Here is a 14,431-nt window from a genome sequence, read left to right on the forward strand (position 1 = left end):
CCCCGGGTCAGATCGGGGTCAGCCCAGTGTCCGGGTCAGACGGGCCCGCCACCGTGCCGTGAACTCCGTCTCCGACACCCCGAGCACCTCCTGGAGCGCCTCCTCGACCGCGCCCGCGCGATCCGCCCGGGCGCCGACGGCCCGGTAGAAGGCGTTCAGTTCGGCCGCGCCCCACTGCTCCTCGATCAGCCGGCAGGCCAGCCAGCCGCCCTCGTAGGCCCGCGCCAACCGGGCCGGGTCACGGGCGAACCCGAAGTCGGCGTCCTGGGGCAACCGCTGGGGAACCCGACCGTCCCGCACCGCCCGCTCCAGTTCGGGGGCCCGCTGGCGGTCGGTGCGGGCCCCGGAGCCGGGCGCGGCGCGGTAGCCCACCCAGTCCGCGTACCCCTCGGAGAGCCACAGCGGGGTGGCCGCCGAGGTGTGGGCCCGGGTCGCCACGTGGACCGTCTCATGGGTGAGGACGACCCGCTCGCCGAAGTCACCGAGCGCCCCGTACGCCTGCGGGTTGACGACGATCCGGTCGGCGGGTCCGCGCCCCCCGACCTCGCCGGTGGTGACCGCGGCGATCCCCCGGTACCCGGCGGCCGGCTGCCCGAGCAGCGCGGCCATCCCGTCCAGCGACCCGGGGACGAGGACCAGCACCCGTCGCGCCCAGTCCTCCCCCCACTCGGTGCTCACCCCGGGCACCGCCCGGTCGGCGAGCGCCGCGAACTCCTGGAGCCGCGCCCGGTCCGGGCCCGTGCCCGTGCCGAGGACCAGTGACCGCTTCCCGCGCACCACCTCCACCGGCCCCTGCTCCCACAGGTGACGGGGCGCCCCCGCGGCGGGCCGGTCACCGACCACGTACCAGCGGTCCCCGCGCAGCCGCAGGTCGAGCAGACGGGCGGTGACCACCGGCGCCCGGTCGTAGCCCTCGATCCGGTGGGCGAGGTCGGCGCGGACGGCGGCCCGGTCGCCGGACCGGTCGACGCCCCGCACGCGGTAGCTCCAGGAGTCGAGGGGTACGCGGGCGAGCCGGTCGAACACCGGGTCAGCCGGGGGCGCCCCACCACCGGGGCCGGGGTCGCCGGTCGCCCGGTAGCCGGCGGCGTCCCGGGCGAGCAGGGCCCGCGCCCGCTGGTCGAGGAGCCGCTGCGCCTCGTCGACGCGGAGCGGGGCCGGCGCCGCGGGGGCACCGCAGCCGATCGGACCGGCGAGCAGCGCCGATCCCGCCACCACCGCGAGCAGGGCGGACGTCCGCCACCGTCGCGTCCTCCGCCCGCCGGGCCCGTGCGCCGCCATGCTCCGAGCGTACGGTCCCCTGCGGACGGGCTCCGTCCCCGACCCCGGCCCGGGCCGCCCCGGAGCGGTCTCAGACCCGGGTCACCGACGAGACCGGCATCATCCCGACCGGGTCGTAGCGGACCGGGGCACCCGGGTAGGGGGCGTGCACGACCTGGCCGTTGCCGACGTACATCCCGATGTGGCTGGCGTCGCTGCGGTAGGCGACCAGGTCACCGGGCCGGGCCTGGGACAGCGGCACCTGCCGACCGGCGTACCGCTGCGCCTGGGAGGTGCGCGGCAGAGCGACCCCGGCCTGTGCGTACGACCACTGCATGAGGCCCGAACAGTCGAAACCGGTGGGTCCGTTGGCGCCCCACACGTAGGGGCGGCCGACGGCGGAACGCACGGCGGCGACGGCGGAGGCGGCGCGCTGGGAGGGGGCCGCCGGTCCGGCGCCGGGCGGGGCGAGCGTGTCGCGTCCGGAGCGCGAGGCCCGGTCGTAGGCGTCGCGCTGCGCCCGGGTCAGGGAGTTGAGGAGTTGGCGGGCCGCACCGAGCTTCCGCTCCACGGCCTGTTTGCGGCGGGCCACGTCCGCCCGGCTGCGCTCCAGTTCGGCGAGGGCCCGGGTGGCCTCGGCGCGCTCCTGGGCGAGGGTGCGCTGCGCCTGCTGGAGCTGCTGGAGTTCGCCGACCTGCCGGGTGCCGATGCGGTCGAGGGCGGCGACCCGTTCGAGGTAGGAGTCGGGGTCGGAGGAGAGCATCAGCTCCAGCGAGGGGGCGACGGCCCCGGAGCGGTACTGCGCCCCGGCGAGCGAGCCGAGCGCACCGCGCATGGTGTTGATGCGTTCCTGACCGCGCGCCACCCGGTTCCGCGCCCCGGTCACGGTCTTGCGCAGTCGATCGGCGCGTTCGTCGGCCTCGTTGAAGGCTTCCGTGGCCTGCTCGGCCTGCGCGAACAGCCGATCGACCTCGGCCCGGGTCTCGGCGGGGGTGTCACGGGGTGCGGCGTGGGCGGAGCCCGCGACGAGCGCCGCCGCCGCGGTGGCCGCGGCGGCGGACAGGACGGTGACGCGGGCGCTCCGGTCGAGGCCGGGCTGCGCTGGGCGGCGATGGGACCCCACGGCTGGCCGCACTCCTTCCGCTGACGTCCCCCTGGGCGGGGGAATGCGCGCCGACAGTAGCCGGGCGACCACGTCACGACCAACGACCGGCTCGCGCACGCACGGTGACGAGGTGCCGCAGACGCAGGTCATCCGGGGGGCGGGGGTCAGCGGACGATTCGGGATTTCGCCCGTTCGGAGGGTGCGGCGAACGTCAGCACGCCGTGGGAGGGCGCCCCGTCAGCGGGTGCGCCGCGGTGGGGCGCCCCGTCGCTCCACACGCCGCCGCCCGCCGGCCTGGACGGCCCGCGGGCGGCGGAGGGGTTCGGTGGCGGGCGCGCGGGCCCGCGACGGGTGCGGTCAGACCCGCACGCCGAACATGTACGGCATGTTGCTCATCGGCTCGTAGCGCACGACGGTGCCGCTGCGCGGGGCGTGCAGCACCTGGCCGTTGCCGGCGTAGAAGCCGACGTGGTGCAGGTCGGAGTAGAAGAACACCAGGTCGCCGACCTTGAGGTCGCTCTGCGAGTTGATCCGGGTGCCGGCCCCGGTCTGGGCCTGCGAGGTGCGCGGGATGGTCTGGCCCGCCTGGGCGAAGGCCCAGGAGGTGAGGCCGGAGCAGTCGAAGGAGTTGGGGCCGTTGGTCCCGTAGATGTACGGCTTGCCGAGCTTGCCCTGCGCCGCGGCGTACGCGGAGGCGGCACGGCCCGAGGCGGGCGCGCCGGAGCCGGGGGTGCCGGTGTCGGTGTTGGTCGCGGTGCTGCCGGACTTGCCGCTGCCGGAGGACTTCCCGGAGTCCTTCTTCGCCTCGTCCTGCTGGGCCTTGAGGGCGGTGCGCTCGCTGTTGCGGCTGGCGCGCTGCTCCTCCGCCTCCAGGGCCGCCTTCTCGGCGGCGGTCAGGGAGTTGAGGAGCTTCTGGGCCTCGTTGAGCTTGGCCTGCACCTCGCTCTTCTTGTCCCCGAGTTCGGTGCGGGTGTCGGCGAGGTCCCCCAGCTTGTCGCCGGCTTCCTGCCGCTGCTGGGACAGGGAGCGCTGCTTCTCCTGGATGGTGCGCAGCGCTTCGACCTGCTGACCGCTGAGCTGGTCCAGCGTGGAGGCCTTGTCGAGGTAGCTGTCCGGGTCGGCGGAGAGGAGGAGTTGCAGCGAGGGGTCTATGCCGCCGCTGCGGTACTGGGCGCTGGCGAGCGAGCCGAGGTCGGAACGGAGTTCGTTGACCTCGTCCTGGCCGCGGGCCACCTTGTCCTGGAGGGTGCCGATCTCCCCCTCCAGCTTCTCCTGCTTCTCCTTGGCCCCGTTGTACTTCTCGGTGGCCTGGGCCGCCTCTTCGTAGAGCTTGTCGACCTTGGACTTGACCTCGTCCTTGGTGGGCTTCTCGCTCGGCGCGGCCTGGGCGGACTGGGCGGTGAGCGCGACGGCCGCGGCGGCGGTCACGGTGAGCACGGTCACACGGGCGCGGCTCGGCTGCTTCGGTCGACGGTGGGACGCCACGGAGGCGAGCTCCTTCTTCCCTCAGCCGCCTACCGAGAACGCCGGCGGGCGGTGCTCCTCCACCGTCGCTCCCATTGAGCGATCACCCGAGCGGAGGTTCGACGCCCGACCTTAGTGACCCTCTTGTGATCAGTTCAAATCCTCACCGGAAAAATCTCGATCGTGACCGGCAATCTTTACCAACAACTCACCCGTAGTGATGTCTGATTGACACTATGTCGCACACAAGTCGCCCTCATACGATCAACTGCCGCGGATGACGCAAAGAGCACAGAGTCAACAGACGGGACAGAGGGGACGGGTGAGGTGGCGGGAACGGGTGACATGCCGGACCTCGGGGGTTTCAGCCCCGTGACAACCGCTTCAGGAGCATCACGGAGGCCACCGGACGGGCTCCCGCCTTGGCGACCCCGTCGGCCACCTCCCGGTCCGTGGAAGCCACGATGACCGGTCGGCCGGGCGGTTCGGCGCGCACGAGCTGGCGGATGAGCTCGTCGGCGGTCACCCCGGGCTTGGAGAACAGCACCCGCACCCCGCGCGGCGGGGCGAGCAGCACCGGTGCGACGAGTTCGGCGCCGTCGAACACACAGGTGATCTCGGCGCCGGTCTGTGCGGCGAGCACCGAGAGTTGGCCGAGCAGCCGCAACCGCTGCTTCTCCAACGGCATCTGCGGATAGCCGGTCTTGGTGACGTTGTAGCCGTCGACCACGAGATGGGCCTGCGGAAGGTCCAACAGCTGGTCGAGGATCGCGGGATCGTGTTCGGACAGGGCGCGCGCCGCGATGTCCTTGGGGGTCATCCGGCCCGGCTCGACGGCGTCGACGGTCTCGGCGGGGCGCACCGACACGGGCGGCAGGGCGAGTTCGCGGCGCAGCCCCCGGGCGGAGTCGAGGAGGGTGTCGAGGAGCAGCCGCAGCCGCATGTCCTCGACGCTGCGCCCCTCCCGGGCGGCCCGGCGGCTGGCCTCCAGGGCGGCCTCGGCCTCGCCCAGCCGGGACTTGAGGCGCCGGGTCTCGCTCTCCGCGGCGGACAGCTGGACCTGCCCCTCGGCGCGGACCGCCTCCAGCTCGCCGTGCACCTTGCGCAGCTCGGCCTGGCCCCGTTTGACGTCGCTCAGGGCGCCGCGCAGCTTGCGTTGGACGGAGTCGGCCTCCCGGCGGGCGGTGTCCAGTTCGCTGCGCACCCGCTCGGTCTCGGCGCGCGTCTGCTGCCGTGCCTCGGCGAGCTCCGTGCGCAGCCGGTCGAGTTCGGCGCGGGCCTCCTCGTCGGCCCGCTCGGCGTCGGCGCGCTGGGCCTCCTCACCGGCGGCGGCGACCAGCTTGACCCATCCGGTGGGGCGCAGCACGTACGCCGCGGCGGCCACGTCCAGCGGGTCGGCGGCGGGTGGCGGGGCCCCCGAGTCGAGGGCCCCGGCCAACTCGGGCTGGGCCTGCCGCAGGGACTCCGCGATGCGCTGGCGGAACAGGGCGTCGCCCTCCACGGCCGCCGCCATCGCATTGCCGGCGAACTTGGCGCGGCGGCTGGGGGTGAAGCGGGCGTACTGGCGCAACGCGCTCGGCAGCTCGGACGGGGTGAGCCCGCCGAAGCCGTCCGAGACGATCTGGACGACCCGACGGCGCACCCCCTCGGGCAGCGGGTGGTCGAGCACCTCGGCGGTGCCGTCGTCCGGCACCCCGCCTCCGCTCTCCGTCATCCGTCCACCCCACTAGCTGTGCGGGGCCGGCTCCGTCAGGAGTCGGCGCCCGGCCTGTCCACGAGTTCCACGTTGTCCAGTGCGTTGCACCATCGGCAGCGCACCGACTCGATGGTCTCACTGACGACCTCGCGCTCCTCCACCTTCGACTCACCGGCCAGGTCGAGGTGGACGTACTCGACCACCTTGGACGAGCGGGTCACGTCGAAGCGGGTGAGGTTGCCGCAGAGCGTGCAGCGCCACCGCGTGGTGTCGGTCGGCAGGGGAACCGTCATCGTGAGCGTCACTTTCCGTCGGGTGCCGGTGCCCGCGGCGGCGCGCCCCGTCCAGCTCCGTGGTGCGCCCGTCGCCGGGGCATGTGTCGCCGTAACCCTACGACCTGGAGCGCCGCCCCCGCTCGGCCCCCGGCCACGGCGGGGCAACCGTACGGTTTCGGTCCCGTTCCGTCATGATCTGCTCATGATCGGCTCCCGGGGTGACGGGCGGGCCGCGCCCGGGCGGGGGGTGCCGCGCGCGACGGCGACGCCGGTGACGTACGCACTGATCGCGGCCTGCGCGGTGGCCTTCGTCTGTTCCCCGGCGGCCGGACTCACCACGGGGCACGGCACCGGGGACGCCCTGGTCACCGCCCAGCGGGCCCTGTACGCCCGCTGGGGGGTGATCCCCGCCGATCTGCTCGCCGGGGAGCCCCGGGCCCTGCTGACGCCCGTCACGGCCCTGTTCGTGCACGGCGGCTGGCTGCACCTGCTCGGCAACATGCTGTTCCTCCAGGTCTTCGGGGTGATGGCCGAAAAGCGCCTGGGTCCGCTGCGGTACCTCGCGCTGTACGTGGGGTGCGGCGCCCTCGCGCTGTGCGGGTACGCGGTGGCGCACGCCGACTCGGCGCAGACCCTGGTCGGGGCGTCGGGGGCGATCTCGGCGGTCCTCGGCGCCTTCCTCTGTCTCTTCCCCGGGGCGCGGGTCACCAGTCTGTTCCCGTTCCTGTTCTTCCTGCCGCTGCGTTTCCCGGCCTGGGTGGTGCTGCCGTTCTGGGTGAGCCTCCAGTGGTGGGCGGCGAGCGGGCGGAGCGCGGGTCCCGGGGTCGCGTACCTGGCGCACCTGATCGGCTTCGCGCTCGGTCTGCTGGCCGGTTGGGCGGCCCGCGGTCGGCCCGGCCCGCGCCCGTGCGACGACCAGGGGAGCCCCCGTCGGGCGCGGGCTACAGTGAAGCCACCAGCCGCGGCCACCGAGGGAGACAGCAAGCCGTGATCACCGCGATCGTGCTCATCAAGACCAGCGTGGACCGCATCCCCGAGATCGCCGAGGCCATCGCCGCCCTGGACAGCGTCAGCGAGGTGTTCTCGGTGACCGGGACGTACGACCTGATCGCCATGGTCCGGGTCCGGGCGCACGAGGAACTGGCCGAGATCATCCCCGGCCGGATCAGCAAGATCCCCGGTGTCGAGGGCACCGACACCCACGTGGCGTTCCGCACCTATTCGCAGCACGACCTCGAAGCCGCGTTCGCCATCGGACTGGACTCCTGACACCGGCCCCGCCCGCGTCGCACCGCCTCCCCCGCCCGGCACCCCTTTACTCCTGTGGGCACCCGTGCGCCCCGAAGATGAAGAAGTCCTCATCTCCGGCTCATCCAGCGGTTCGGTTCGGTTCGTCACGATCTCCTCATGGTTTTCACTCACCGCATAGCGGCCCTCGCCGCGGTCGTCGCGATCCCGCTGGGCATCGCGGTGACGAGCTATGCCCTCACCGACACCCCGGACGACCGGAAGGTGCCGACCAAGGTGGAGCTGGAGAGCGGCTCCCCCAGCGGGTCGCCGGGCGCCCCGCAGACCCCGGGTTCCCCTCGTCCCGAGCCCACCGACGAGACCGTCTCACCGCCCCCCGTGGGCGAAGCCCCCACCGGCACCACGCCGAGCACCGGTCCGAGCGCCGGTCCGAGCACCAGCGCCTCGACGAGCCCTTCGGCGAGCGCGTCGACCAGTTCCTCCCCGAGTGGTGACGACGATGACGGCCCCGGACAGGACGACGACGGCCCGGGCGGCGACGACAACGGTGACGACGGCTGACCCGGTGCGCCGCTGGGTGTCCGCCCGACTGCGCATCATGCTCTGGCTGCTGCTGGTGATGGCGGTGGCGCTCGGCGCCGTCGCCTTCGCGACCCGTTCGGTCCTGCTGCGGGACGCCGACCACCGCATCCACGGGCTGCTCGTCCAGGAGACCGAGGAGTTCGCGAACCTGGCCCAACAGGGTGTCGACCCCCGCACGGGCAAGCGCTTCGCCGATCCGGAAGCCCTGCTGCGGCTGTTCCTGGAGCGGCAGTACGCCGACCCCGACGAGGAGTTGTTGGGGTTGGTCGGGCGCACCGGAAAGCCGCCCGTCGCCAAGTTCCAGCCCCGGGAGATCCGGGTCAAGAACCCCCTGGCCCAGGACCGCGAGGCGCGGACCATGATCTTCGAGTCGAAGGACTCCATGGGGACCCTGCGCCGCTCGGGGGGCGAGCTGCGCTGGGCGAAGGTGACCATCGAGTCGCGCCCCGGACACCCCCCGGCGGCGTTCGTCGTCGCGTTCCACCCCGCGGGCGAACAGGCCAAGGCCAATGACGTGTTCACCATGCTCATCGCCATCTCCGGGGTGGCGCTGATGATGACCACGGGCATCGGCTGGGCGGTCGCCGGGCGCATCCTGCGACCGGTGCGGCTGGTGCGCACGACCGCCGCCCAGCTCACCGAGCAGGACCTCACCCGACGCATCCCGGTGCAGGGCCGCGACGACGTCGCCGCGCTGGCCGAGACGTTCAACGCCATGCTCGACCGCTTGGAACGGGCGTTCGCCGCCCAGCGCGAGTTCGTCGACGACGCCGGCCACGAACTGCGGACCCCGATCACCATCGTCCGGGGCCATCTGGAGCTGATGGGCGACGACCCCGTCGAGCGGGAGGAGACCGTCCGCATCGTCCTGGAAGAGCTGGAGCGGATGAGCAGGATCGTGGAGGACCTGCTCCTGCTCGCCAAGGCCGAGCGGCCCGACTTCGTCGCGCCCGGACCGGTCCAGCTCGGCGAACTGACCGCCGACGTGTTCGTGAAGGCCCGCGCCCTCGGGGAGCGGGAGTGGACCCTCGGTTCGGTCGCCGACGCCGAGGTCCGCCTCGACGCCCAGCGGATCACCCAGGCCATGGTCCAACTCGCCCAGAACGCCGTCCAGCACACCGTCGCCGGGCAGCGGGTCACCCTCGGGTCCCGCATCGAGGGCGACCGGGTGGAGCTGTACGTCGCGGACACCGGTCCGGGGGTCCAGCCGCAGGACGCGCAGGTGATCTTCGAGCGGTTCCGGCGGGGCACCGCCCGGCGCGGCGCCCGGGGCACCGGCGCCGGACTCGGCCTCTCCATCGTCAAGGCCATCGCCGAGGGGCACGGCGGACGGGTCGAGCTGCGGCCCACCGAAGGCGGCGGAGCCACCTTCGCCCTGGTCTTCGGGGACCCGGGCGTCCCCGACGGCGACACGATCCTCCTGCCCACACTGGACGAGCCCACCGAGGAAGCGGCACCGTGAACCGAATACTCATCGTGGAGGACGAGGAGCGCATCGCCTCCTTCGTGGAGAAGGGCCTGCGCGCCAACGGCTTCACCACCACCGCCGTCACCGACGGCGAGTCCGCCTACGACTACGCCGTCACCGGCGGTTTCGACCTGATCGTCCTCGACATCGGACTGCCCGGCAAGGACGGCTTCACCGTCCTGCGGCAGCTGCGCGAGGCCCGCGTCTCGGTCCCGGTGATCGTGCTCACCGCACGGGACTCGGTACGGGACACCGTCGCCGGACTCGAAGGCGGCGCCGACGACTGGATGACCAAGCCGTTCCGCTTCGAGGAACTGCTCGCCCGGGTGCGGCTGCGGCTGCGCACCGCGGCCCGGGCGCCCGAGGTGACCGTGCTGCGCAACGGGGAACTGACGCTCGACCTACGCACCCGCCGGGCCCGCTCCGGTGACCGCACCGTCGACCTGACCGCCCGTGAGTTCGTCCTGCTCGAACTGTTCCTGCGCCACCCCGGCCAGGTGCTGTCGCGCGAGCAGATCCTGTCCCACGTCTGGGGCTACGACTTCGACCCGGGTTCGAACATCGTCGACGTGTACGTGCGCGCCCTGCGCAAGAAGCTGGGCGCGGACCGGGTGGAGACCGTACGGGGCATGGGGTACCGACTGCCCGAGTGACCCACCGGCCCGCGCCGGAACACCAGCGCGCGGGGTCACCGAGCACGCGCCCGCGTGCCCCGGTGGCCCCGCGCGGGCGTGTCCGCGGCCACCGCTCCAGCGGACGCGAGCCGCGTGAAGTTCCCTTCATCAACGGCTCATGGAGCGCTCACCGCCGGAGTGAAAGCTCTCTCATGTGACTGTGAACCTCCGGCAAATGGCGACCCTGTGCGTGGCCCTGAGCATCTGTGCGCTGCTCGCGGTCCCCGGCAACTTCCCGGGGCTGAGCGGCGACGCGCGGATCACCCTCGCCGTCTTCGCGCTGGCCACCTGCGCCTGGATCGGCACTCCGATCGACGACACGTACATCGCCCTGGGCGCCGGGCTCGCCCTCACCGCGACCGGTGTGATCAGCAGCGACACCCTGTTCGGCACCCTCGGCGACGACACCGTGTGGCTGCTGATCTGCGCGTTCGTGCTCGCCGCCGCCGTCGCCAGGACCGGGCTCGCCGGACGGGCCGCGGCCTTCCTGGTGAGCGGCGCGCGCACGGTCCGCCAGTTGGTGCACCTGACGACGGCCGCCCTGGTGGTGACCGCGTTCGCGGTGCCCGCGACCTCCGGGCGGGCCGCCCTGGCGATGCCGGTGTTCCTCGCCCTGGCCAAGGTCCTCGCGGACCGCACCCGACTGGTCGTGATGCTGGCGCTGCTGTTCCCGACGGTGATCCTGCTGTCGGCGGTGGCCACCCTGATCGGTGCGGGCGCCCACCTGATCACCGTGTCCGTGCTGTGGGACGCGGTGGGCGAGCGGATCGGCTTCACCGAGTGGCTGCTGATCGGACTGCCGCTGGCCGTGGTGTCCTCCCATCTGGCGGCGGAGGTGGTGCTGTTCACCACCACCAGGCGGGAGGACCGCAAGGGCCCCGTCCACATCACCGTCGAACAGATCCAGGAGCACAGCGACCACCCGGTCACCGGCCCCTGGGAGGCCGCCGAGACCCGCTGCGCCCTGCTGCTGGCCACGGTGATCGCCCTCTGGTGCAGCGAGCCGCTGCACCGGGTGCCGCCCGCGGTGGTCGCCCTGATCGGTGCGGTCGTCGCCGCCTCCCCCGCGCTCGGCACGGTACGGCTCAAGGACGCCCTGAAGACGGTGCCCTGGTCCATGTTGCTGTTCATGGCGGCGACCATGGCGATGGGCCTCGCCCTGTCCGACTCGGGGGCGGCGAAGTGGCTGGTCGGCGGGATACCGCTGGACCTGCCGCCGTGGCTGTTCCTCGGGGTCGTCGTGGCGGTGTCCACGGCCGCGCACCTGCTCCTCCAGTCCCGTTCGGCCCGCTCCTCGGTCCTGGTGCCGCTGGTCGTCGCGGCGGCGGCCGGCGCCGGAGTGAACCCGGTGGCCGCCGCGCTCGCCTCCACCGCCGCGGCGGGCTTCTGCCACACGCTCCCCGCGTCGGCGAAGCCGGTCACCCTCTACGCCGAGATACCCGGCATCCCGACCTACACCCCGGGCCATCTGCTGCGGATGTCCGCCGTCCTCGCCCCGCTGACCGCCGTGCTGGTGCTGCTGTTCGCCGTGCTGGTCTGGCCGCTGCTGGGCATCCCCCTGACCTGACGCACCGTCCACCCGATGTGACCGGCCCGGCCGCGACCCCTCGGTCCGGCCGCGCCACCACCCCGCGGGCCGTGCGCCCGCCCACCCTCATCCGTCACAGGAGTCCACCATGCTGACCCGATTCGCCATCGCCCCCAGTGGCTTCAAGGAGTCCCTGTCCGCCGAGTCCGCCGCCGAGGCCATCGCCGAGGGCGTGCGCAGGGTCGTCCCCGACGCCGAGATCGACCTGATACCGCTGGTCGACGGCGGCGAGGGCACCGCCCAGGCGCTCGCCGCGGCGTCCGGCGGCCGACTGGTCCCGCTGCGCGCCACCGGGCCCACCGGGGAACGGATCGGCACCCACTTCGCGCTGCTCGGCGACAGCGAGGGCACCGCCGTGGTGGAGATGGCCGCCGTCGCCGGACTCTCCCTCGTCCCCCGCGACCTGCGGAACCCGGGCGCGACCACCACCTACGGCGTCGGCGAGTTGATCCGGGCAGCCCTCGACACCGGGTCCCGTCGCATCCTCGTCGGCTGCGGCGACTCGGGCACCTCGGACGGCGGCGCCGGCGCCCTCCAGGCCCTCGGCGCCCGGCTCCTCGACGCGGACGGCCGGGAACTCCCGTACGGCGGCAGCGCCCTGACCCGGCTGGACCGCATCGACACCAGCGGACTCGACCCGCGCCTCGCCGAGGTGGAGATGCGCGTCGCCTGCAACCCCTACAACGTGCTGTGCGGGGAGCGCGGGGTGGCGCGGGTCTTCGGGCCGCAGAAGGGCGCCACCCCCGAGCAGGTCGAACACCTGGCCGCCGCCCTGGAGCACTGGGCCGCCGTCCTCACCCGTGACCTCAAGGTGCGCACCGACCTGTGCCACGGCGTCGGCACCGGGGCCTCCGGCGGATTGGGCGCCGGACTCGCCGCGCTCGGCGCCCGGTTGCTGCCCCGCTTCGACGTGCTGCTGGACCGCCTCGGGCTGGACGAACGACTGGCCCGGGCCGATCTGGTGGTCACCGCCGAGGGCGCCCTGGACCACCAGACCCCGCGCGGCAAGGTGCCCGCCGAGGTCGCCCGGCGGGCCAAGCTGCACGGCCGCCCGGTGCTCGCCCTGGCCGGCACCCTCGGTGAGGGCGCCCACCAGGTGCGCTCCATCGGGGTGGACGCCTACGGGTCGATCCTGCCCGCGCCGGTCTCCCTGACCGAAGCACTGGGCCGCGGCGGCGAGTTCCTGACCGACGCGACCGAGCGCGCGCTACGGATGATCCAGCTCGGCACCCGGATGACCGAACACCCGCGTCAGGCGGCGGTGGTGGGGTCCGGCACGCAGCGGCCGTCCTCGGTGCGGTAGCGCCAGCGCGCACCGTCGGTGACCAACTCCCGTACGGCCCGCACGAACCGCTCCACGTGCTCGTCGGGGGTGCCCGCCCCGAAGCTGACCCGGACGGCGTTCAGCGAACGCTCTCCGGGTGCGGCCTCCGGGGCGCCGCACTCCCCCGGGTCCTGCGGGTCGGTGCCGAGCAGGGTGCGCACCAACGGGTGGGCGCAGAACAGTCCGTCGCGCACCCCGATGCCGTACTCGGCGGACAGCGCGGCGGCGAAGTGGGAACTGTTCCACCCGTCCACCACGAACGAGATCACCCCGACCCGGGGCGCGTCGTCCCCGAACAGGGACAGCACCCGTACCGCGGGCACCTCGGCGAGCCCGGCGCGCACCAGGTCGATCAACCGCTCCTCACGCGCGACCAGTCGGTCGAAGCCCGCCTCGGTGAGCGCCTTGCAGGCGGAGGCGATGGCGTAGGCGCCGATCACGTTGGGCGAGCCGGCCTCGTGCCGGGCCGCACTGTCGTGCCACTCGACGTCCACTCCCCCGTCGGCGCGCCGTGACACCTTCCGCGAGGCGCCGCCGCCGGCCAGGTACGGCTCGGCCACCCGCAGCCAGTCGGCGCGCCCGGCGAGCACGCCGGCGCCGAAGGGCGCGTACAGCTTGTGCCCGGAGAAGGCGATCCAGTCGACGTCGAGGTCGGCGACGTCCACCGGGTGGTGCGGTGCGAGCTGGGCCGCGTCGAGGACGATCCGGGCGCCGTGGGCGTGTGCGGCGGCGGCGAGTTCGCGCACCGGCCACAGCTCGCCCGTGACGTTGGACGCGCCGGTCACGCACACCAGGGCGGGGCCGTACGGGTCGCGGTCGGCGAGGGCCCGCTCCAGCGTGTCGACGGCCTCGCCGGGGGTGCGGGGCGCGTCGAGGTAGGTGACCCGGGCGTCGCGCCAGGGCAGCAGGGACGCGTGGTGCTCGGTCTCGAAGACGAAGACCTCGCAGTCGGCGGGCAGGGCGGCGGCCAGCAGGTTGAGGGAGTCGGTGGTGGAGCGGGTGAAGACCACGTCGTCGCCGTCCCGGCAGCCGAGGAACTCGGCGACGGTGCGGCGGGCGTTCTCGAAGAGGTCGGTGGAGAGCTGGGAGAGGTAGCCGGCACCGCGGTGGACGCTGCCGTAGTAGGGCGCGTAGGCGGCCACGTCGTCCCAGACCCGCTGGAGCGCGGGGGCACTCGCGGCGTAGTCGAGCGCGGCGTAGTCGACCTCCCCGCCGGTGACCAGGGGGACGGTGACGTCACGGCCGAGGACGGGCAGCGGGCTCTCGGTGAGGGACCCGACGGCGCCCGGAACACAGGCGGGGTCGGCGTGAGTGGTCGTGGTGGCGCGTGCGGACATGACGAACTCCCGGATGAGGCAGATGCGGTGGACCACGCATGAGCACCGCGGAAGGCGCGGCAGGGCACGGCTCGGCACCGGTGCGACACCCGGAGGCGACGACGGGGACCGGCCGGAGGCACGGCGTGGGTGAAGGAAAGGAACACACCGGACAGGGCGTGCGCGGAGGTGGGGCGCTGCGCCCTATCGCATTCGCTTGCTCACGAGACCGCTCCCTCGACGACCAGGACCCCTGGAGACGCGAGGGGTCCGCGCTTGCCGTAGACCTCGCTGCCTACGACCTGGTCTTCACCCGGGGCACCCCGCCACGGACGGAGGGTTGCCGGACAGCAGGCCGGGGCCGATGCGCTGTCACTCATGACCTGCGAAGAATCATGCCAGACGACCGGCGGAACGCACCAGCCCGTTCC

Annotated in this window: 13 protein-coding genes and 1 riboswitch; of the genes, 7 read left to right on the top strand and 6 right to left on the bottom strand. The window is 73.5% G+C overall.

Translation table 11 applies throughout. From position 1 onward, the window contains the following. Positions 1–18: 18 nt before the first annotated feature. The 5 genes from ACFV88_RS03980 to ACFV88_RS04000 form a co-directional block, all read right to left on the bottom strand. Positions 19–1,281, bottom strand: coding sequence for a hypothetical protein (locus ACFV88_RS03980; protein ID WP_385485691.1), 1,263 nt, complete (start codon positions 1,279–1,281; stop codon positions 19–21). Positions 1,282–1,351: 70 nt separating this feature from the next. After that, a complete protein-coding gene (locus ACFV88_RS03985) occupies positions 1,352–2,383 on the bottom strand; it encodes an NlpC/P60 family protein (RefSeq protein WP_385485693.1) in 1,032 nt (343 codons plus the stop codon). A 339-nt stretch (positions 2,384–2,722) separates the two neighbouring features. Beyond that, positions 2,723–3,850, bottom strand: a complete 1,128-nt coding sequence (locus ACFV88_RS03990; RefSeq protein ID WP_385485695.1) for an NlpC/P60 family protein — start codon at positions 3,848–3,850, stop codon at positions 2,723–2,725. Positions 3,851–4,193: 343 nt separating this feature from the next. Then, positions 4,194–5,543 (bottom strand): NYN domain-containing protein, encoded by a 1,350-nt coding sequence (locus ACFV88_RS03995; RefSeq protein ID WP_385485697.1) that lies wholly within the window; start codon positions 5,541–5,543, stop codon positions 4,194–4,196. Positions 5,544–5,578: 35 nt separating this feature from the next. Then, positions 5,579–5,818, bottom strand: a complete 240-nt coding sequence (locus ACFV88_RS04000; protein ID WP_385485699.1) for a hypothetical protein — start codon at positions 5,816–5,818, stop codon at positions 5,579–5,581. Between the two features lie 184 nt (positions 5,819–6,002). On the opposite strand from ACFV88_RS04000, the gene ACFV88_RS04005 reads away from it, so the two are divergent. The 7 genes from ACFV88_RS04005 (at position 6,003) to ACFV88_RS04035 (ending at position 12,663) form a co-directional block, all read left to right on the top strand. Beyond that, the gene (locus tag ACFV88_RS04005) at positions 6,003–6,791 is read left to right on the top strand and encodes a rhomboid family intramembrane serine protease (protein ID WP_385485701.1); all 789 of its coding nucleotides are present in this window, start codon (positions 6,003–6,005) and stop codon (positions 6,789–6,791) included. After that, positions 6,788–7,069 carry an Lrp/AsnC family transcriptional regulator gene (locus tag ACFV88_RS04010; protein WP_385485703.1) on the top strand — a complete coding sequence of 94 codons (282 nt, stop codon included), beginning with the start codon at positions 6,788–6,790 and terminating at the stop codon, positions 7,067–7,069. The genes ACFV88_RS04005 and ACFV88_RS04010 overlap by 4 nt, the downstream gene beginning before the upstream one ends. Before the next feature lie 138 nt (positions 7,070–7,207). Next, positions 7,208–7,609, top strand: a complete 402-nt coding sequence (locus ACFV88_RS04015; RefSeq protein ID WP_385485705.1) for a small secreted hydrophilic protein — start codon at positions 7,208–7,210, stop codon at positions 7,607–7,609. Then, on the top strand, positions 7,548–9,092 hold the full coding sequence (locus tag ACFV88_RS04020) for an ATP-binding protein (protein WP_385485707.1): 1,545 nt from the start codon (positions 7,548–7,550) through the stop codon (positions 9,090–9,092). Before ACFV88_RS04015 ends, ACFV88_RS04020 begins: the two co-directional genes overlap by 62 nt. Beyond that, a complete protein-coding gene (locus ACFV88_RS04025; protein ID WP_385485709.1) occupies positions 9,089–9,751 on the top strand; it encodes a response regulator transcription factor in 663 nt (220 codons plus the stop codon). Before ACFV88_RS04020 ends, ACFV88_RS04025 begins: the two co-directional genes overlap by 4 nt. Positions 9,752–9,926: 175 nt before the next feature. After that, positions 9,927–11,339, top strand: a complete 1,413-nt coding sequence (locus ACFV88_RS04030; RefSeq protein ID WP_385485711.1) for an SLC13 family permease — start codon at positions 9,927–9,929, stop codon at positions 11,337–11,339. A gap of 109 nt (positions 11,340–11,448) precedes the next feature. Further along, positions 11,449–12,663 carry a glycerate kinase gene (locus ACFV88_RS04035; RefSeq protein ID WP_385485713.1) on the top strand — a complete coding sequence of 405 codons (1,215 nt, stop codon included), beginning with the start codon at positions 11,449–11,451 and terminating at the stop codon, positions 12,661–12,663. Here the strand turns inward: ACFV88_RS04035 and ACFV88_RS04040 are convergent. Then, the gene (locus tag ACFV88_RS04040; protein ID WP_385485715.1) at positions 12,612–14,021 is read right to left on the bottom strand and encodes an aminotransferase class V-fold PLP-dependent enzyme; all 1,410 of its coding nucleotides are present in this window, start codon (positions 14,019–14,021) and stop codon (positions 12,612–12,614) included. The genes ACFV88_RS04035 and ACFV88_RS04040 overlap by 52 nt on opposite strands. Positions 14,022–14,267: 246 nt before the next feature. Continuing rightward, positions 14,268–14,384, bottom strand: a riboswitch (SAM riboswitch). Positions 14,385–14,431 lie beyond the last annotated feature (47 nt).

This window comes from Streptomyces sp. NPDC059816 (genome assembly GCF_042732055.1).
GTDB lineage: Bacteria > Actinomycetota > Actinomycetes > Streptomycetales > Streptomycetaceae > Streptomyces.